We start from the raw sequence: 19,168 nt of genomic DNA on the forward strand, positions 1-19,168 counted from the left end.
GCTATGCCGGGGGCTCCGCGCGCGGCCTCTTACACCAAGCGTTGGGACACGGCCGCATTGCATCACAAACCTGACAGAGGCAGGCCTAAGGGAGATCGTCATTCTTATCTTCGCGGGTGAAACCGCTGAAGTATCCCGTATCGAGAATGAACTAGAAGATTGCGATGATGGAATTATCCGCCACTGCAGAAAAATGAGTTGCGATATTTCTATCTGGTCGGCTCCATCATTGGTCGCGGGTTTGGTGCCGTTCTCGGAAAAGGATATGCTGGTTCATCTTGCTACGGATTTGTGGGCACAGGGTGAATCCGGGGCGGGCGCAAATGAATGTGCCGTCTACTGCAATTCTGCATGGCCGGACAGCCGGTCGAGAATTCAGTTCATCAGCGAAATGATGATCCGCCTGAAGCAGCCGGTTGCCTGTGTGCAAACCGGGGCGCCTTGGGAAAACGCATTGCATTCCTGTGCGGTGCTGCGGTCAGACGTCGGACACATTGTCAAAATGCTGGAGCCGGAAACCTGCGTTCCATTGCCAGATACATTGGATGTCATTCGCACTGCGGTCTGTATCCCTGCGGGCACTCTTGGCGACCTGGTCCCTGATGAGGATGGCAGCGGCCGATACTCCTTCCAAACGTTGGTGCATCACTTGATTTCGCGTGCACAGGGCATGTTTGCGGTGCCTGAACAAGGGCGTTTTTTTGACGCGAGATTTTCCGCAGAATTGAATGCTTTCAAACGCATAGGGGGCGAAATCGCGGTTTAGTACGTCCAAACCAGTTTGGACCCTTCTGGCGGATCGGCGCCCAACAAGGATGACTGCGACCACGCCAACTGCATAAGCAACGTCAATTTAACACAGGAAGTGCTGATGATTGTGAACAGCGAGATCAACTCAACCGAGGGCGCGGAAAGGTTGGACTGTATCGTTCCGGCACGGTTGACGATATCAATCCGGAACATCATTAAGAGCGGACTTTGGAACTGCATCAATCACGTGCCCAAGGTCCAATTGCAAACCCCCCGGATCATTCGACTCTGACGTGCCAAGGTGGCGTGCGTCGACGACCCCCCACTTCCAGCGTGCTGAGGAAAGCTTGCAAAATCTGTTCCAGCCGAGCTTAACCAAAAAGAACAAACACATGAAAAACCAGAGCATCTATTATCTGCGTGATAATCTCCGCAAGTTGATCGAAATGCATTCCAGCGTATCACATGCGGCATCTGCGCTGGATATCAACAGACAGCAACTCAATAAATATTTGGTTGGAACTTCGACGCCATCGATACGGACGCTCGCAACTATCGCAAGTTACTTCAATCTCACGGTTGATGACATGTTCCTGCCACCTGACAAGTTCGCGCGTCGAGCGCCTAATCCAGATATAGCCGAACACCTACCTGATTTTACCACTGAGGCTTTGAGGGCGATTGTTCAGCGCGGAACTGCTGTACAGGATGCACTGGCAGGTTACTGCGGAAATTACTTCAGGATATCTTCCAGTCCCAATCTTCCCTACAAAATCATGAGAGCCTATACTAGAATTTACCAAGAGGAAGGTCTGACTTTAGCCACTACCGTTGAAGTGCATTCTGCGTGTCAATTACACGCTCGGGACGGTCGCTTTATCAGGAAACTACACAGCTTAGTCGTGTCCGTCGGTGACCGAATTTACTTCCTTGATGCATCTCAGAGGATGCGCCTTAGTGCATCAATATTCTACCCCGAAACCATTCCAAAATTCGAATTCCTCAGGGGGTCCGAGATGTCGGTATCAGACACGGGATTACGAAAGATCTACCAGATTCCGGTACTGTTACAAAAACTGGCAAACGGTCCACTTACGAAATCACAAGTCAAGGCTTGCGGGTTCTTTGACAGCGACAGCCCAGAGATCGGCGACGAAGCCCTTAGACGATTGAATCTCGAGTGGTGATGGTTGTCGACGGTGTCATGATGCTGAGCAACCTGATCTGACTGAAATGGTCCTGGTGTCCAGTTTCCTGTGTCTGGGCCGCTGATCGGGGGTGCTCTCAATGGGTTTCCGGGATTGGTGTGCGCATCTTGATAACCTGATGCGGCCGGGTTCGGTTGCACTGGCGACGCCTATGATTGATGACCACCTGGGCTTGGCCCGCCGTTTCAATCCATCGCCGCCGCGGCGGCATTGCCTTCCGCCTTCTTCGGTCTTTGCGCCAGCACCGAAGCCAGCGCCAGCAGGCCGGAGCCGAGCATCAGCACCACCGACATGGCATTGAGAACCGGGGTGGAGCCGACCTTCACCATGCGGTCATACATGGTGATCGTCAGCGGCGCGTCGGAGCCGACCAGCATCAGCGTGGTGTTGAAATTCTCGAAGGATACGAGAAAGGCCACCACGAACGCCGAGAATAGCGCCGGGAACAGGAACGGCAGCGTGACGGTCGTCAGAACGCGGACCCGGCTTGCCCCGAGGTTCAGCGCCGCCTCCTCCAGCGCGATGTCGAACTTCTGCAGCCGCGCGGCAATGACGAGCGACGTGATGGTCGTCAGGAAGGAGAACTGCCCCAGCACGATGAGCGGGATGCCCGGGCGGAGCGACAGGAGGAAGATGCCGAACTCCCGGTCGAGAAAATTGGCCACCATCGAGGCGAGGAGAAGGATCGAAATGCCGATGATGACGCCGGGAATGACCAGCGGGATGATCATCAGGATATAGAGCAGGGATTTCATCGGGAACTGCCGGCGCTCGAACAGGAAGGCGTTGCAGGTGCCTGCCGCCACCGACAGCGCGGCGACGATCACCCCGATGTAAAGCGAATTGCCCATGCCGCGCAGCAGCCGGTCGTCATGCAGCAGGCCAACCTTGGGATCGCTTGCGGAAAAGAACCAATCCCAGGTGAAGCCCTGCCACGGCAGCGAGGGGAACATCGAGTCGTTGAAGGCAAAGACCCCGGCGGCCACGAGCGGCGCGATCAGGTAGATGAAGAAGATCAGCACGTAGGCCCGGAACACCCAGACGAGCGATTTACTGCCCTGCATCGGCCTATTCCTTCGCAACCGTGGTGGCGAGGCTCTGCCCCGTCAGCCGAAGGCCGAGCCAGACCACCAACGAGGTGAAGATCAGCAGCAGGACACCGAAGGTGGAGCCCATCTCCCAGTTGTAGCGGGTGATGAACTGGGTGTAGATCTGCTCTGTGAACCAGCTCGAATTCTTGCCGCCAAGAAGGATCGGCGTCAGGTAGCTGCCCGCCGTCAGCATGAAGGTGATGATGCAGCCCGCCACGATGCCCGGCATGGCATAGGGCACGATGATCCGCCGGAACACCGTCAGGCGCGAGCCGCCAAGGTTGTAGCCCGCCTCCAGCAGCGCGTCGTCCATCCCCTGCAAGGTCGAGACGAGCGGCACGATCATGAACAGGATCACCGTGTAGACAAGGCCGATGATCACGGTCACATCGTTGTAGAGCATCTCGACGGGGCCGGAGATGATGCCGAGGCTGACCAGCGTGGTGGAAATGACGCCGGTTTCCCGAAGCAGCAGGATCCAGCCATAGGCGCGCACCAGGTCGGATACCCAAAGCGGGATAAGACACATCAGGAACAGGCCCGCGCGGCTGCGCTCCTTCGCGATCTTGGCGATGTAATAGGCAACCGGAAAGCCCATGATCAGCGCCAGTGCGGTCACCAGGATGGAAATCCACGCCGTGCGCAGCAGGGTATTGCGATAGATCGGCTCCTCGAAGAAGGCGGCGTAGTTCCCGAAGCCGAAGGTGAACTCGTTCACCCCCACCTTCTCCCGAAGGGACACGTAGCCGATGCCAAGCTGCGGCAGCACGATCAGAAGGCCGATCCACAGCGCGAACGGCGTGAAGAGCAGGACCAAGGACAGCCTGTCGGCGCTGCGGCCCATCAGCCGGCCCTCCGCGCGAAGACCAGCGCGTGGTCGGGGCGCCAGTTGACGGTGGCGGCATCGCCCTCGGCAATCGCAGGCGCTTCGGCCGGGATCGCAACCTCCAGAAGCTGTCCCGTGCCGGCGCGCATCAGGATGCGGGAATTGGCCCCGTTGAAGAGCAGGCTGTCCACCGTCCCCTCGAGGCTCTGTCCTGCCCCGCCCGCGCCGAGACGAAGCGCCTCGGGTCGCAGGAACACCTCCACGTCGTCGCCTGTCCGGCTGCCGTCGCAAAGCTTGCCGATCACCTCCCCGCCCTGTGGCAGCTCCACCCGCGCCTCGCCGGAACGTATCTCGGCGATCTTGCCGGGAATGCAGTTGGCATCGCCCACGAAACCCGCGACGAAGCCCGACACGGGCCGGTCATACAGCTCGCGAGGGCTGCCGATCTGTTCGAACCGGCCGGCATTCATCACCGCCACCTGATCCGACATCACCAGCGCCTCGGACTGGTCGTGGGTGATGTAGAGAAACGTCGTCTCGAACTGGTGCTGAAGCTGCTTCAGCTCGATCTTCATATGCTCGCGCAGCTTGAGATCCAGCGCGCCGAGCGGTTCGTCGAGCAGGAGAACATCCGGCTCCAGCACCATGCAGCGGGCGATGGCGATGCGCTGTTTCTGCCCGCCCGATAGCTGCTCGATCCGCTTTTCCTCGACCCCGGGCAATCCGACACGGTCCAGCACGCGAGCCACTTTTTCGGCAATACCGGACCGGGCATCGCCCCGGCAGCGCAGGCCATAGGCAATGTTTTCGCCCACGTTCATCATCGGGAAAAGCGCCAGATGCTGGAACACCATCTTCACGTTGCGCCGGTTGGGCGGCAGGCCCAGCACGCTTTCCCCCTTGATCCGGATGTCGCCGGAGCTGGGCGTCTCGAACCCCGCGATCATGCGCATCAGGGTGGTCTTGCCACAGCCCGACGGCCCCAGGATCGAGAAGAAGGCACCGGACGGGACGTCCAGCGACACTTCCGAGACGGCGGTGAAATGGCCGAATTTCTTGGTAACGCGCTCGCAGCTCAGGTCATTCATCGCGGCTCATCCGTCAAGCAAGGGGTCCACCCGGCGCACGGCGCGCGCCGGGTGGCCTGTACACTCATTCCGAGGTGGCGGCCTTCACGCGGTCCAGCACCCGGCCTTCCAGGTCTTCCAGCCCCGGCGGAACGCTGGGCATGAACTTGAGGTTGTCCAGCGCCTCCTCGTCAAAGGCGGCCGCGACGGCCTCCCGCGCGCCTTCCGGCATCAGCTCGACCCCGCCCTTCACCGCGCTGACCGCGCCGCTGGACTCGGAAATCATGGTGACGATCTCGGGCTGGTTGACGAAGTTGATCCACTTGTAGGCTGCATCGTCCGCCTCGCCCCGCTTGGGCAGGGTGAAGGTGTCGATCCAGGCCAACGCGCCGGTCCGGGTCGGGATGAAGCGGATATCGGGGTTTTCCTTGTACAGCTTGAAGGCGGTGGAATCCCACGCGTCGGACACGACGATCTCTCCGGAAAGCAGCAGCGCGGACAGGTCATCCCCGCCGGTCCAGTAGGTCTTCACGTTGTCCTTGCAGTCAATCAGGGTTTCGCCGATCTCGTCGATCATCGCTTCGTAGGCCTCGAAATCGTCATAGGCCGCAAACGGATCCTTGCCGGTGTCGAAGGCAAAGCCCAGCAGCAGCGCCCGCTTCAGGCGCATGGAGACGCGCCCCTTGTATTGCGGATCGCACAGGTCGGTCCAGCCTTCCACCTCCGGCGCCTTGGAGATGTCGACCACAAGGCCCTGGGTGCCCCAGACATGCGGGATGGAATAGATCTCGCCGTCTATCTCGGCGTATTTCTCCATCGCCTCCATCATGTTCGGCTGGAAGACCGAGGTGTCGACCTGGGACAGGTCCATCGGCTTGTAGATGCCGTATTCGGCCTGGGCCGCCTTGATGCGCGACACGCTCGGCTGCGCAAGATCATAGCCCGAGCCGCCGGTGGCGCGCAGCTTGGCGACCATTTCCTCGTTGTTGGAGAAGGTCACCTCCACGTCGATATCGGGATATTTCTCTTCGAAGAGTTCGATCACCGAGTCCGGGGCATAGCCGCCCCATGTCAGCAGCCGGAGCGTTTCCGCTTGCGCGCCGTGGGCCGAAAAACCGAGAGCCACGACACCGGATACGAATGCGTTCATCTTTTTATTCATCGTCTTCTCTCCTATTGGATGGCAGTTTCTGGTTGTTCTAGTTTCTTGTTTTTATGTGGAAATAAGGCGTGCTCGATACATCCTCGCCTAGGCCCGGAAAGAAGGACGACACCCCGTCGCAGGCGATCTCGAAATAGTAGAGGATCGCGTAGGGGCTGTCTGTGTATTCTCCGGGAATGGTGGCATGACAGGCGCCGCCGGCCCACGTCATCGGGGCCTCCTGCCACGGGGCTGTCTGCAGCGTCTGGCGGTAAAGCAGGCGGACGTCGCGGCGCGAGGCGCCGAAAGGGATGCAGGTGATCCGGACGGGCTCGCCGCGCGTGACCTCGGGCCGGGGGACATGCTGGCAGGGCATGATCTGCGCGGTGGACCAGTGCAGGATGCGCGCCATGGCCAGCGCGTCCTGCCGCGTTCCCTCGCCGGCGCCATCCGCTGCCAGTCTTGCCGCCATGTCCTCGATATCCGCGTCGATCGCGGGCAGTCGGTCATCCCAGCGCCCACGCAACCAGCGGAGCGGGCCGAAGGCGATATCCTCCAGGTAAACCTCGCGGCTGATCTCGGCCGCCACGGCCCAGGCGGCGCGGGCCGCGCGGTAGCAGCGCAGCGCCTCCCGACCCGCCCCGGCGGCCCCGGACAACAGGTAATATTCCCAAAGCGTCGCGGCGCGGATCTTCTCGGCGAAGAACCGGCCGATCCCGGCCATGATCGTTACGTCGACACGCAGCAAGTAAAGCGCCGTGCTTTCCTCCCCCGTCCCGTCCAGCGCGCGCGCCATTGCGGCCTCGGCCGTGTCGGCGAACTGTTCCAGCCAGTTGGCCCATGTCAGGGGGGCCAGCTTGCGGATCGGCGCGCCGTCCCGAAGCGCGCGGGCGAACCCTGCGGGAGAGAGGAACATCTGCGGATCGGTCGCCCCCACCGTGCCGAAGCGGGATCCGACAGGCAGTTCGTACCCGTAGGGCAGCGGCGGCGCGTCATGCAGGATCGACATGTTCTCGTACATCTCCGGCCAGTAGGAGTTGTTCGAGGCGGTTGGCGCATGGGCATGGGCGATCAGCGGCATGATCCGGCTGGCCGAGGCAAGGGCCGTCGCGCAATGCGGCGCGGCGGGCCCGTACTTCGCGGCCATCCCCCGCTCGAACGCCTGCCCGTCGGCGCGCGGGTCATAAAGCGACCGGCCCCAGACGCGGTAGGTATAGGTGAATTTCTCCCAGTCGCGGGACCGCGGGAAATAGGGCTTGTTGTAACCGATCCGGTCCTTGTCCTGCGCCGCGCCCATGCGGCCCTTGAAGGACAGCGGATCGCACAGCTCGATCCCTGCCGCACCGCTGAAACTGCCATTTGCCCCGAAACCCGCGGCCAGCACCGGATCGCCCCAGAGCAGCACCCGCTGCGTGCCCGGCCAGATGCGGAACATCAGGTCATAGGGCCGGTCCGCGGTCAGCAGGTCGCCATAGGAATAACGCATGAACTTGCGCGAGCCCTCGCTGAACTTCCACAGCCCGTCAAAGCGATGCGCATCGTCGCCCGAGTAGAGCGTCTTGCGCGCGCTTTCCTTGCCGCCTTCCAGATCCAGCTCCAGCGGCCGGATCGAGGCCTGGTGATAGGCCAGCCCCATATGCTCCAGCGTGTACTTGGGAGATACCGTCACCGGCATGCCCGTCTCCAGCGCCATGCCGATCAGCGTCTCGTCGATCCCCTTGGCATGAAGATCGAGCCGCAGGGTGCGACCGGCGCCGGTCACCGCGCCGAAATAGGTCTTCCAGAAGGCGTAATCGCCCTCGGGAATGCCCGATTCCACATGCACCCGCAGGGTCAGGCCGCTGATGTCCGGCACCTCCGCAAGGATCAGCGCCAGCGCGTCGCGGCAGTAGGCGGCCAGGTTGTCCGGGCCCAGCCCCTGCACCTGGTGGCGCGCGCCGGGGTAATGGTCGAAATCGTAATTCTGGGTCCAGAGCGCAAGCTGGAACTCCAGCCCGCGCCGCGCGGCCTCTCGCGCGATGAACTTCAACGTGTCGAGATTCTCGCGCCGCTCCGCCTCGGGCAGGTTGGTGATGGTGACGCCATGGCCCGGCACGTCGACAAGGAAAGGATAGGCGAAATGCAGGTAGACATCTGACAGGAACTCGTTCCCGTAGGGATAATTGTAGTGCATCCCCAGCGTCAGGGTCAGGCGGTTGAACCGGTGGGTGACCAGCTCGTCGAGATACGCCTGCCAGCCGTCGCGGTCACGGAACCACGGCAGGTCCTCCACCTCGCTTGAAAAGCATTTGGAAAGGCTTCGCACCCGAGTGGCGGGCTCTCCGACCAACGGCAGGGGGATGTCGAAGGCCTGCTCCGGCGCGGGCATGGTGCGCAGGCGGTCGGCCAGCTCGGTGATGGCGTAGATCAGCCCGCGCAGGTCCGCGCCGTAAAGGCAGAGCGGCGCCTGCGCCTCGCGGCCGTTGCGGAAGATCGCGAAGCTTTCCGCCCCCTCGGGAAGGGTCACGTCGCAGGCGGCAGCGCTACGGGTGATTTCCGCCCCGGCGCCCAGCGCAAGGACAAGGTGATCGCGACCGCCCGCACCCGGCGCAGCCGCCTGTCGAAGCGCCGCGCCGCAGGTACCCAGCCGGTCCGCCAGCAGGGCGATGCCCCAGTCGAGCCCGTCCCGCTCCGCCGCGCTTTCCACGCCAATCACGCGGAAGGACACGGAATCTTCCTGGTCCAGAACCGTCTCACCCTGTCGCGTCATTGCGGCCATCCCCACGTCTCGGGGTCGTCTTGCGCCTGCGCGGCGTCTTTCCCCTTGAGCCAAGGCTAGGTCACAAGATTAAACCGATAAAGCGAATATATTTGCGCAATATAATCGGAATATCCGATTGAATATCGACAGGCCGGCGCGCTGGGTGCTAGCCTTGCCTGCGCCCCCGGACCCCGCACGGAGAAGCGAAGAGCGATGCATATCGACCAGATCCGCACCTTTCTCGAAGTGGTGGCGACCGGGAATTTCAACCGCGCCGCCGAGAACCTCAATGTCACGCAATCCACCGTCAGTGCGCGCATCCGCTCGCTGGAAGAGGAGCTGGGCCGCGCGCTGTTCGAACGCGGCCGCAACGGCGCGCGGCTGACCGCGGCGGGGGACCGGCTGCTGCGGCACGGGCACAGCATGCGGCGCCTGTGGCAGCGCGCGCGCAATGACGTGGCCCTGCCGGATGCCTATGATTCCTCGCTCAGCCTTGGCGTGACGCTCAGCCTCTGGGAGGAGATAGAACTGCCCTGGGTCAACTGGATGCACCGGGAGGCGCCGACGGTCTCGCTTCACGTGGAGGCGGATTATTCCCCCGGCCTGATGCGCCACCTGCGCGACGGCATCCTCGATATCGCGGTGATGTACGAGCCGCTCCAGATGCAGGAACTGGTGATCGAGGAATTCCTGCGGGACGAGCTGATCCTGTTCACCACCCATCCCGCCTGCGACGTGGCCGATGAGATCTGGCGGCAGGATTACGTGCTGGTCGATTGGGGCGAGGATTTCCGCTACGACCACGATTCCATGTATCCGGACCTCGTGCACAGCTTCTCTGCCGGGCTCAGTTCGGTCGCGGTGCAATACCTGGAGCAGAACGCCGCCAGCGCCTATCTTCCGGCGCGTCTGGTGATGCGGCAGCTGAAGAAAGGGTCGGTCCGGCCTGTGCGCAATGCGCCGGTCTTCGAACGCACCGGCTGCCTGATCTACAGCAAGTCACCGGCGGATGGCGATCTTCTCCATCTGGGGCTGGAGGGGCTGCGCAGCGTCACCGCCGAACTGGAAGCGCAGACGGCGCGGCTCGTCGAAGCCGCGCGCTGAACCGCCCCGTTTGGCATGGACATATCAACGCGACGGACGGCGAGAGGCTACATCAAACCCCCGTCCGGTCCGCCGTGCCGGCGTCGCGCAGCGTCGCGAGCAGGGCCTGCACCGGGTGGGCGATGTCGAGCCCGGAGAAGCGCTGCACCTGGCTGCGGCAGGAGTAGCCGGTGGCAAGGGCCGGGGGTGCATCCACGGCCTCGGTCACCTCTCGCCACGACAGGTCGTAGATGCGGCGCGAGGTGACGCGGTTCCGTGCCTCGTGCCCGTAGGTGCCCGACATGCCGCAGCAGCCCGTCGGTACCAGCTCGAGCTCGCATCCGAAGGCCGCGAAGACGGCCTGCCACTCCCGCGTGGCCCGCGACCGCGTGGTTGCCTCGGTGCAGTGGGAGAGCAGGCGGTACGATCTGCCACGGCCGGGGGACGGGGGGTGTTTCAGCTCGCCTGTATTGGCCGCCATCCATTCCTGCAGCAGCTGCACCCCGGGTACGGCCTCCGGGCCAAGCGCCCTGCAATAGTCCTGCCGGTAGGTCAACGTCATCGCTGGGTCGATGCCAATCAGCGGAATCCCGTGGTCTGCCAATGCCCGTAGCCGCAGGGCCTGCCGGCGCGCGACCCGTTCGAAGGCCCCGAGGAACCCGTGGACCTGCATTGGTTTGCCGTTGGCCGCGAAAGGGGCAACAAGGACCCGGATACCGAGACGGGTCAACAGCTCGACGGCATCGGCCACAACCTGGGCGTCGAAGAAAGTGGTGAAAGCGTCCTGCACAAGGATGACGCTCCGGGCCTTTTCGGCTGGGGACAGCCGGGCGAGCCGGGCAGGGGTCGCGGGTTCGGCCCCCAGGCGTGTCAGCCGCGTGCGCAGTCTGCGGGGAGACAGCCGGGGGAGATCGCAGAGGCCAAGCAGGTGTTCCGACAACCGTTCCGCGCCCGGCAGGCGCAGCACCCCGTTGTAGATCGCGGCGCCCCGCGACAGGAGCGGCACGGCGAATTCCAGCCCGGCGACGAGGTAGTCGCGCAGCGGCCTCTGGTAGCGGTCATGGTAGAGTTCGAGGAACCGGGCCCGGAACTCCGGCACGTCCACCTTGACGGGGCATTGACCCGCGCAGGACTTGCAGGCCAGGCATCCCGCCATGGCCTCCCTTACTTCGTGCGAGAAATCCGGCACGCCCTGCCGCCTGTGCCGGTTGTTGGCCAGCCGCCGGGGCAGGCCGGACAGGAAGCTCCTCGTGCCACCGTTCCGAATGCGGCCCGCGACGCTCAGCACATCGGTGCCCGCTTTCCCCTGAAGCCGCAGCCATTCCCGCATCAGGCTGGCGCGGCCCTTCGGCGAATGAATCCGCTCGCGCGTGGCCTTCCAGGAGGGGCACATCGCATCCCGGGGATCGTAGTTGAAACAGGCGGCGTTTCCATTGCAGTGGACGGCACCGGCATAGGCCTGCCACACGCGCGGGTCGATCTGGCGATGCAATGCCCCGGCCGTGGTCACGCCGTCGATCCGCAGCAGGTCCGGGTCGTCGGGCCCGGCCAGGGGCGCCTTCTCCGGGCCGGCGGGGGTCGCGATCTTGCCGGGATTGAGCTGGTTGCGCGGGTCGAAGGCGCCCTTGATCCGTCGCAACGCCGGGTAGAGCGGGCCGAAGAACTGCGGCGCGTATTCGGACCGCACGCCCTTGCCGTGCTCACCCCACAGCAGGCCGCCGTAGCCTTGGGCCAGCGCGGCCACCTCGTCGGTGATCTCGCGCACCAGCCGGGCCTGCGCGGGGTCCTTCATGTCGATCGCCGGTCGAACGTGCAGCACACCGGCATCCACGTGACCGAACATCCCGTAGTCAAGCCCGCGTGCATCCAGCACGGCCCGGAAGTCGGCGATGAAATCGGCAAGCCGTTCGGGGGGCACGGCGGCGTCCTCGACGAAAGGGATTGGCCGCTTTTCGCCTTTGGCGTTGCCCAGCAGGCCGACGGCCCGCTTGCGCATGGCGTAAAGCCTGGCGACCTGTGGACCGCCGATGGCAAGCGTGTGGCCAAGCCGGTCAGTGCCCCCGTTGGCTAATCTTTCGGCCGCCAGGTGTTCGGTGAAACGGCGGATCTTCGCGTCGAGCGACCCGCGATCGTCCGCGTTGAACTCGACAAGGTTGATCCCCCGGATAGGGCGGCCGCCCTCGCCCTGCGGAAAGTAGCTGGCGACGCCATCCCAGGTGAAGTCTTCCATGGCGAGCGACAGCACCGTGTCGTCAACCGTCTCGATCGAGGTCGGCCGGGGCAGCGCCGGGTCCGGGCCGTCGTCCAGTCCCATCAGCGCACCGGCATCCCGCAGGGCCGCCATGAAAGAGCCGTAGCGGACATTGACCAGCGCGGTATGCGCCGGCAAGGGCAGGACGTTCAGCGTCGCCTCGCTCAGGAAGCCGAGCGTGCCCTCAGAGCCGCAGATGACGCTCCCCAGGTCGAACCGCCCGTCCGGCCTGCGCAGGTGCGCGAGGTCATAGCCGGTCAGACAGCGGTTGAGGTCGGGAAACCGTTCCGCGATCAGGTCGCGTTGCCCGTCGCAGATGTCGCAGACAGCGCGATAGACCTCTCCCACCCGGTCGCCGCGGCGGCATTCGGCGTCGAGCTCGGCCTCGTCCAGGGGACGGGTGACAAGCCGGTCGCCGCCCAGCAGCACCATCTCCAGCGCCAGGACGTGGTCGCGCGTCTTGCCGTATTCGCAACTGCCCTGGCCGCTCGCATCCGTAGAGATCATGCCGCCCAGCGTCGCCCTGTTGGAGGTCGACAGTTCGGGCGCGAAGAACAGCCCGAACGGGCGCAGCGCGGCGTTCAGCTGGTCCTTGACCACGCCGGGCTGTACCCGGACGCGCCGATTGCCCTCGTCGATCTCGAGGATGCGGTTCATGTGCCGCGAGACGTCGACCACGAGCCCCTCTGTCAGCGATTGGCCGTTGGTGCCCGTGCCGCCCCCGCGCGGGGCCAGGACGATGCCGGCGAACCGCTCGGTGCCGGCGAGGTGGGCGATACGGTCCAGGTCGGCGGTGTCGCGCGGGTAGAGCACCGCCTGCGGAGCGCGGCTGTAGATGGAATTGTCGGTTGCCAGAACGGTGCGGTTCGCATGGTCGCGCGCGATCTCGCCCGCGAAGCCCGCCTGTGCCAGCGCGTCCAGGAAGGCGCCATGGCCCGCATCGACAGGGGCCGGCGGGGGGAGACGGCTGATCATCGTCATCTTGGTGTCCGTGGTCACCATACGCCAAACGCTCTGCCACCGGCGCTGTCGTCGGCATGACTGCGGCCGGGGTGCCCCCGGCCGCAGCATGGCCAGGTTCAGACCGGGCGGTCGCCGTTCACGGTGACGCGGTGCATTTCGCGGCGGAACCCGTGGTAGTCGTTGAGCGCGTAGTGATAGGTGCAGCGGTTGTCCCAGAAGGCGATCGAACCCTCGGCCCAGCGGAAGCGGCAGGTGAACTCGGGCCGCGCGGCGTGGCGCACCAGGTAGTCGATCAGCGGCTGGCTTTCCGCGCGCGTCATGTTCTCGAACCGCACGGTGAAGGCCTCGTTGACGAAGAGGCACTTGCGCCCGGTCTCGGGATGGGTCCGGACGACCGGGTGAACCGCCGACATCTCCTGCCGCTTGTCCTCGCGCAGCTTGGTCGAGCGGGTCTTGTTCCGATCCTCATCGCCTTCCTTGCCACCAAGCAGGTAGGCATTGCTGTGGACGGCATTGAGCCCTTCCAGCATCTCCTTCATGCCATCGGAGAGCGCGTCGTAGGCCATGCTGAGATTGGCAAAGAGCGTGTCGCCCCCGTAGGGCGGGATCTCGCGCGCATAGAGGATCGAGCCCATCGGCGGTTCGGGCAGGAAGGTCACGTCGGTGTGCCACGTGTCGCCGATGTTGTGCTTGGCGTCCTTGTCCTTGACCACCGCGAGGATCTCGTCATGCCCCGGAAGGGGCTCGTAGGTGGGGTGGATGTTCAACTCACCGAAACGCCGCCCGAAGGCCTTGTGCTGATCGGGGGTGAGCGACTGGTCCCGGAAGAACACGACCGAGTATTCGAGGAAGGCGCGATGTATCTCCGCGAAGGCCTCGTCGGAGAGGTTCGACAGGTCGACCCCGATCAGTTCCGCGCCCAGCGATCCGGCCAGCGGCCGGACGTCGATGTGCCGGTAGACCTGCTCCTGTGCCGCGGTTTTCGTCATTGCTGTCATTGTTCGTACTCCTTTTTTTCCATCTGAAATTTTCCGGAACGCCCGGCGAGAAGGTAGCGGATGCCGATGTGCAGCGCGGCCAGCGCCAGGCCCGCCAGGTTGAGAAGGTTGGAGGGCTCCACCAGGCAGTAGGCGATGCCAAGGTAGAGGATCCGCTCCGGCACGGTCTTGGCCGGATGGCCGCTGACCGCGACCCCGAAGGCCACCGCGCCCGCGACGGCGGTGGTGACGGTATAGACCATGGCGACCGGTCCGAGGTCGCTGCCGATGATCAGAAGCTCGGGGTTGTAGACGAAGATGAAGGGCATGACGAAGGCCATGCCGGCATATTTCACCGCCGCATTCCCCGTGGCCGTCACCTTTGCCTTGGCCAGCGCGGCGGCGCCGAAACTGGCGATCATGACCGGCGGCGTGATCAGGGAAAGGACAGCGAAGTAGAGCACGAACATGTGCGCGGCCAGGAGGGGCACGCCAAGCTCGACCAGGATCGGCCCGCCGATGGCGATGGTGACGATGTAGGCGGCGACGGTCGGCATCCCCATGCCGAGGATCACGCAGGTCACCATGACCAGGAGCAGGGCGATCAGCATGTGCCCGCCGGTGATCGTGAGAAGCTGGCTCGACAGGCGCAGGCCCAGCCCGGTCTCGTTGATCACGCCGACGACGATGCCGGCCGCGGCACAGGCCACGGTGGCGATGATGGTCGTGCGCGCGCCGGTATGCAGGCACTCCACGATATCGGTAAGGCTCAGCCGTGTCTCGCGCCTCAGTGTCGCCGCCACGATCGCCACCCCGAGGCCGATGAGCGCGGCCATCATGGGCGAATAGCCGACCACCAGCGCCGCCACGAGCGCCACCAGCGGCAGGGTCATGTGCAACAGGCGCAGGATCTCGCCCTTCTTCGGCATCATCTCGTCGGGGACGCCGGCCATGTTGTCGCGCCGCGCGGTCAGGTCGATGGCGACGAAGAGCGACACGTAGAACAGCAGCGCCGGCAGGGCCGCGGCGATGATGATGTCGGTGTAGGGCAGGCCGGTGATATCGGCCATGACAAAGGCCACGGCCCCCATGATCGGCGGCGTCAGCTGCCCGCCAGAGGAGGCGGCGGCCTCGATCCCCGCGGCGTTGTGCGGCTTGATCCCGATCCGCTTCATCAGCGGAATGGTGACGGCGCCGGTGGCCATCACATTGGCCAGCGCACTGCCCGAGATGCTGCCGAAGGAGGCGCTGGTGACCACGGCAACCTTGGCCGGTCCGCCCGGGGAGCGGCCGGTCAGCGCCAGCCCGCAGCGCTGGATCAGCATGCCGGCCTGCGACCGCTCGATGAAGGCGCCGAAGATGATGAACAGGAAGACATAGGTGGCGATCACCCCGACGGGCGAGCCGAAGATCCCCTTGGTTGTCATGTAGAGGCTGAGAAACAGGTCCGTCGGTTCCACCGGGCGGTGCCGGAAGATGGAAAAGGTATTCCCGCCCCAGAGCCCGTAGGCCAGAACCACCAGCAGCAGGATCGCGATGGGAAGGCCGATGCAGCGCCGGGAAAGTTCCACGACAATCGCGACGAGCGACACCCCGAGCCACACGTCCATCCGGGTGAAGGAATAAAAGGCATACCGTTCCTCGAAGGCCGTCGGCTGCAGAATGGCGTTGAGAGAGGCGGCTATCAGCGCGAGGGCAATCACCGCGTCAATGGCCCAGCTCCAGTCGGGCGCGAGGAAATCACGCCGCTGCCCCCTGAAGTCGAAGAAGATCAGCCCCACCAGCCCGATGAGCATCAGGTGCAGCGGTCGCAACACGAAGGTCTCGTAGGCTCCGACGAAGGGAATGTAGATGTGGTAGAGGCTCGCGCCGACGGCAATCAGGATGCCGATGAACGCGATCCACCGCCCCCAGCCGCCCCGGAAGGGCCGACGGAGCAGGTCGCGGGTGCAGAGCCATTCGTCGCGGCCCGTTTCACTGCCTGCGGCGCCAAACTGCGCCGTGCTCGGTTGTGTATAAGATGACATGACGACCCTCTGATGCGGCATCCCGACCACGGGCCGCCACCGATTGGGGAACCAGGAAGACGCGCGCGGCCGGGGCCGCGCGCGCGGCGATCAGGACTTGAGAAGCCCGATTTCGCGCCAGTATTGTTCCGCGCCCGGGTGCAGGGGGATGCGGATGCCGCTGAGCGCCAACTCCTCGGTCAGTTCCTTGTAGGAGGGATGCGCCTGGATCATCCGGTCGCGCCCTTCCCAGGTCGCCTTCGTCAGCTCGTAGACCGTCTCGTCCGCGAGGTCTTCGTGGGTGACCACCTGGGTCACCGACCCGGCGGTCACGACAGCCTCGTCCTGGCCGACGAAGGTTCCCGCGGGGATCACCATCCGCTCGTAATTGTACTTTTCGCTCAGGCGCTCGACCAGGTCGTCGTCCATGCCCAGCAGGTGACCGTCCGCGGTCGAGAGGATCTCGTTGATCGTCGAGTGCGGGATGGAGCCGATGACGTTCGCCGCCGAGACGACCCCGTCCTTGAAGAGGCCGGACATCTCCGGGTAGTCGGTGTTCACCTCCTCGACCTGGTCGGCAATGCCCACCTCGTTGACCACGTTCCGGAAGGCCGCAAGGCCCGTCATGCCCGCACGCCCGGGGGCGACCGAATGGCCCGCGAGGTCGGCGTAGGTCTTGATCTCGGGCTTGGCCACCATGCTGAAATAGGCCGCATTGGTGGACATGATGGCGCGCAAACCCGGGATCGCCCGGCCCTCGAAGGCCAGCGTGCCCTGCTGGGCCGCCGTCACATCCATGGCGAAGGAATAGGCGATGTCGATCTTGCCACGGCCGACGCCCTGCAGGTTGGCAAGGCTTCCGCCGGGGGTGACGGTGGTGGATATGTCCGGCCAGAGGCCCTTGGCGATCTCGGCCATGGTCGCGGCCCCCAGGTACCAGGCACCGCCCTGGCCCCCGCCCACCAGCGTCAGGTATTCCGGTGCATCGGCAGCCTGCGCCATGCTCCCGAGCAGCGACGTTCCCGCCGCGAAGCCCGCCATGGAGCCCAGCCCCCGGTGCATGAACGCACGTCTGTTGATGTGATTTGCCATATCGTTTCCTCCCTGTTTGATTGATGGCACGTGATGATCTCGGGATCGGGTCAGAAGGCCTCGCGCTCTCTGCGCGGGGGCAACTGACCGACCCATTCGCTGGCCTGGAAATCCTCGGCCAACTGAACCAGACGCTCGCCCAGATCCTCCAGCTTGTCGGCGGGCAGCCGGTGTGAGGGGCCGCCACAGTTGAAGGCGGCCAGCATCTCAGAAGACAGGCGCACCGGGGCGCCCACCGCATTGACGTCATGCTCCCAGCTGCCGATCGCGCGGCAATAGCCCCGCTCCCGGTACTCGACCATGGCGTTGTTGAGGACCTCGCGCACCTCGTCGAACTGTTCGGGATGGTGCTGCGCGTAAAGATCGAGGATCTCCCGGCGCTCTTCCAGGCGCGCGGCCGCGAAATAGGCCCGGCCCATCCCGGTGGTCGCCAGCGGAAGCCGCGAGCCGATATCCAGCGGCAAAGCGCTGACGGTGCGGTTGCGCGACCGTTCGATCAGGACCATGGACAACCCGTCGCGCAGCCCGAGCGAGACGGTCCCGCCGGAATGGTTGGCAAGCTCATGCATCAGGGGCGCGGCCACGTGTCGGCGGTCGACATTCGCCAGCACCGGGTAGCCCAGTGACAGGATCCTCGGGTGCAGCTGGTAGTGGCCGATCTCTTCCCGGAAGGACAGGTAGCCAAGCTTCATCAGCGTATGCGTCAGCCGGGTGATCGTCGATTTCGGCAGGCCGGTACTCCGCGCCAGATCGCCCGCCGACATGGTCACCTTGTCGGGGGTGAAGGTCGCGAGAACCGACAGACCGCGCGCCAGGCTCGTCACGAAATGGCGGTCCTTGTCGTCGTTCTCCACCAGGCTCTCCTCCGATCCGGGGCGGTTAGGTTCGTGCAAGCCCTCCGAGACGTCATCCTGTCCGCTTGCCCGTCGGACGAAGTTGGCATAGCGTCGGGTCCAAGTCAAAATAATAGTACATTGTACTGCACTGCAGTACACATATACTGCATAGCGGTCTCGACGTGGGAGGAATAATCTTGAAGAAGCAACCAGTTACCCTGGTGACGGGCGCGACCCGCGGCATCGGCGCAGCCACCGCGCAAATGCTGGCGGAGGCGGGTCATTGCGTCATCGGCACCGGCCGCAACCGTCCCGAGCATGCGCCCGGCCCGTTCTACGAGGTGGATTTCGCCGATCCGGACGCCACGGCGGCGGTGCTGGCGCGAATCGTCGAGGAGCACGAAGTCGATCACCTGGTGAACAACGCCGGCGTATCGCAGTCGCGAAGCCTGGAAGAGACAACCGTCGCCGACATGGACCTGCATTATGCCGTTAACCTTCGGGCCGCCGTGCAATGCACCCAGGCCGTCGTGCCGGGGATGAAGGGCAGGGGCCGCGGCCGGATCGTGAACATATCCAGCCGGGTCGTGCTGGGCCGGGCGGATCGCACACCCTATGCCGCCGCCAAGGCCGGGCTTCTGAGCCTGTCGCGCGGCTGGGCGCTGGAACTGGCCGCCTTCGGGATCACGGTGAACACCATCGCGCCAGGGCCGGTGCGCACCGCGCTCTTCGACCGCAACCACCCGGAAGGGTCGGAGGCCTACGACACCCTGCTGAAAACGGTGCCAGGCGGACGTTTCGGAACCCCGGACGAGGTCGCGGCGCCGATCGCCTTCCTGCTGACGGACGGCGCCGCCTACATCAACGGCCAGGTCATCTATGTCTGCGGCGGCGCCAGCGTCGGCGCGGCGCCGGTCTGACCCGGCCCCGCCACCCGGCAAGGGCAACCGTCGCGGGCTGAGGCGGGGGCAAGATCGATCACGGGCTCATCGCTCCGACAACTCCCTTGCCCGTCCCGCGCGATGTCACGGCGCGACGTCCGGAAGGCGCCCGGCGAGACGGTGGGCCCGGGTTCATGGAGGTGGACAGCCGGCCGCCAGCGTACCATAAATGGCATCTCTGCGGATGGCTGACGAA

14 protein-coding genes are annotated in these 19,168 nt (G+C 64.4%); 4 read left to right on the top strand and 10 right to left on the bottom strand.

Features of this window, described 5'->3' with window-relative positions:
• Positions 1-766: hypothetical protein (locus QUV18_RS18045; protein WP_300895484.1), on the top strand; the 766-nt coding region annotated here is incomplete at its 5' end.
• A 376-nt stretch (positions 767-1,142) separates the two neighbouring features.
• Positions 1,143-1,937, top strand: a complete 795-nt coding sequence (locus QUV18_RS18050; RefSeq protein ID WP_300895485.1) for a helix-turn-helix transcriptional regulator — start codon at positions 1,143-1,145, stop codon at positions 1,935-1,937.
• A gap of 206 nt (positions 1,938-2,143) precedes the next feature.
• Here QUV18_RS18050 and QUV18_RS18055 read toward each other — a convergent pair whose 3' ends face one another.
• The 5 genes from QUV18_RS18055 to QUV18_RS18075 all read right to left on the bottom strand — a co-directional run bounded on the left by QUV18_RS18055 (position 2,144) and on the right by QUV18_RS18075 (position 8,832).
• Complete coding sequence (locus QUV18_RS18055; RefSeq protein WP_300895486.1) at positions 2,144-3,022, bottom strand: ABC transporter permease; 879 nt, start codon at positions 3,020-3,022, stop codon at positions 2,144-2,146.
• Positions 3,023-3,026: 4 nt separating this feature from the next.
• Positions 3,027-3,893, bottom strand: a complete 867-nt coding sequence (locus QUV18_RS18060) for an ABC transporter permease (protein WP_300895487.1) — start codon at positions 3,891-3,893, stop codon at positions 3,027-3,029.
• On the bottom strand, positions 3,893-4,963 hold the full coding sequence (locus tag QUV18_RS18065; protein WP_300895488.1) for an ABC transporter ATP-binding protein: 1,071 nt from the start codon (positions 4,961-4,963) through the stop codon (positions 3,893-3,895). The genes QUV18_RS18060 and QUV18_RS18065 overlap by 1 nt, the downstream gene beginning before the upstream one ends.
• Before the next feature lie 64 nt (positions 4,964-5,027).
• Complete coding sequence (locus QUV18_RS18070) at positions 5,028-6,092, bottom strand: extracellular solute-binding protein (protein WP_300895489.1); 1,065 nt, start codon at positions 6,090-6,092, stop codon at positions 5,028-5,030.
• Between the two features lie 49 nt (positions 6,093-6,141).
• Positions 6,142-8,832, bottom strand: a complete 2,691-nt coding sequence (locus QUV18_RS18075; protein WP_300895490.1) for a hypothetical protein — start codon at positions 8,830-8,832, stop codon at positions 6,142-6,144.
• Between the two features lie 204 nt (positions 8,833-9,036).
• Between QUV18_RS18075 and QUV18_RS18080 the strand changes: the two genes are divergently transcribed.
• Positions 9,037-9,927, top strand: coding sequence for a LysR family transcriptional regulator (locus QUV18_RS18080; RefSeq protein ID WP_300895491.1), 891 nt, complete (start codon positions 9,037-9,039; stop codon positions 9,925-9,927).
• Positions 9,928-9,979: 52 nt separating this feature from the next.
• Here QUV18_RS18080 and QUV18_RS18085 read toward each other — a convergent pair whose 3' ends face one another.
• The 5 genes from QUV18_RS18085 to QUV18_RS18105 all read right to left on the bottom strand — a co-directional run bounded on the left by QUV18_RS18085 (position 9,980) and on the right by QUV18_RS18105 (position 18,049).
• A complete protein-coding gene (locus tag QUV18_RS18085) occupies positions 9,980-13,138 on the bottom strand; it encodes an FAD-binding and (Fe-S)-binding domain-containing protein (RefSeq protein ID WP_300895492.1) in 3,159 nt (1,052 codons plus the stop codon).
• 98 nt (positions 13,139-13,236) lie between these two features.
• Positions 13,237-14,118: a TauD/TfdA family dioxygenase gene (locus tag QUV18_RS18090; protein ID WP_300895493.1), complete on the bottom strand. Its 882-nt coding sequence runs from the start codon at positions 14,116-14,118 to the stop codon at positions 13,237-13,239.
• Positions 14,115-16,124 (bottom strand): TRAP transporter fused permease subunit, encoded by a 2,010-nt coding sequence (locus QUV18_RS18095; protein ID WP_300895494.1) that lies wholly within the window; start codon positions 16,122-16,124, stop codon positions 14,115-14,117. Before QUV18_RS18095 ends, QUV18_RS18090 begins: the two co-directional genes overlap by 4 nt.
• A 90-nt stretch (positions 16,125-16,214) precedes the next feature.
• Positions 16,215-17,195, bottom strand: coding sequence for a TAXI family TRAP transporter solute-binding subunit (locus tag QUV18_RS18100; protein ID WP_300895495.1), 981 nt, complete (start codon positions 17,193-17,195; stop codon positions 16,215-16,217).
• Positions 17,196-17,245: 50 nt separating this feature from the next.
• Entirely contained in the window at positions 17,246-18,049 is an 804-nt protein-coding gene (locus QUV18_RS18105) for an IclR family transcriptional regulator (protein WP_300895496.1), read from the bottom strand.
• Positions 18,050-18,228: 179 nt separating this feature from the next.
• On the opposite strand from QUV18_RS18105, the gene QUV18_RS18110 reads away from it, so the two are divergent.
• Positions 18,229-18,951 (top strand): SDR family oxidoreductase, encoded by a 723-nt coding sequence (locus QUV18_RS18110; protein WP_300895497.1) that lies wholly within the window; start codon positions 18,229-18,231, stop codon positions 18,949-18,951.
• Positions 18,952-19,168 lie beyond the last annotated feature (217 nt).

It is taken from the genome of Roseovarius sp., from assembly GCF_030373445.1.
Lineage (GTDB): Bacteria > Pseudomonadota > Alphaproteobacteria > Rhodobacterales > Rhodobacteraceae > Roseovarius.

What these genes read in the sequence shown, in the direction of transcription:
- QUV18_RS18050 (WP_300895485.1), top strand. Translation starts at nt 1,143, where the DNA reads ATGAAAAACCAGAGCATCTATTATCTGCGTGATAATCTCCGCAAGTTG.
- QUV18_RS18060 (WP_300895487.1), bottom strand. Translation starts at nt 3,893, where the DNA reads ATGGGCCGCAGCGCCGACAGGCTGTCCTTGGTCCTGCTCTTCACGCCG.
- QUV18_RS18070 (WP_300895489.1), bottom strand. Translation starts at nt 6,092, where the DNA reads ATGAACGCATTCGTATCCGGTGTCGTGGCTCTCGGTTTTTCGGCCCAC.
- QUV18_RS18065 (WP_300895488.1), bottom strand. Translation starts at nt 4,963, where the DNA reads ATGAATGACCTGAGCTGCGAGCGCGTTACCAAGAAATTCGGCCATTTC.
- QUV18_RS18090 (WP_300895493.1), bottom strand. Translation starts at nt 14,118, where the DNA reads ATGACAGCAATGACGAAAACCGCGGCACAGGAGCAGGTCTACCGGCAC.
- QUV18_RS18055 (WP_300895486.1), bottom strand. Translation starts at nt 3,022, where the DNA reads ATGCAGGGCAGTAAATCGCTCGTCTGGGTGTTCCGGGCCTACGTGCTG.
- QUV18_RS18100 (WP_300895495.1), bottom strand. Translation starts at nt 17,195, where the DNA reads ATGGCAAATCACATCAACAGACGTGCGTTCATGCACCGGGGGCTGGGC.
- QUV18_RS18080 (WP_300895491.1), top strand. Translation starts at nt 9,037, where the DNA reads ATGCATATCGACCAGATCCGCACCTTTCTCGAAGTGGTGGCGACCGGG.
- QUV18_RS18075 (WP_300895490.1), bottom strand. Translation starts at nt 8,832, where the DNA reads ATGACGCGACAGGGTGAGACGGTTCTGGACCAGGAAGATTCCGTGTCC.
- QUV18_RS18095 (WP_300895494.1), bottom strand. Translation starts at nt 16,124, where the DNA reads ATGTCATCTTATACACAACCGAGCACGGCGCAGTTTGGCGCCGCAGGC.
- QUV18_RS18085 (WP_300895492.1), bottom strand. Translation starts at nt 13,138, where the DNA reads ATGACGATGATCAGCCGTCTCCCCCCGCCGGCCCCTGTCGATGCGGGC.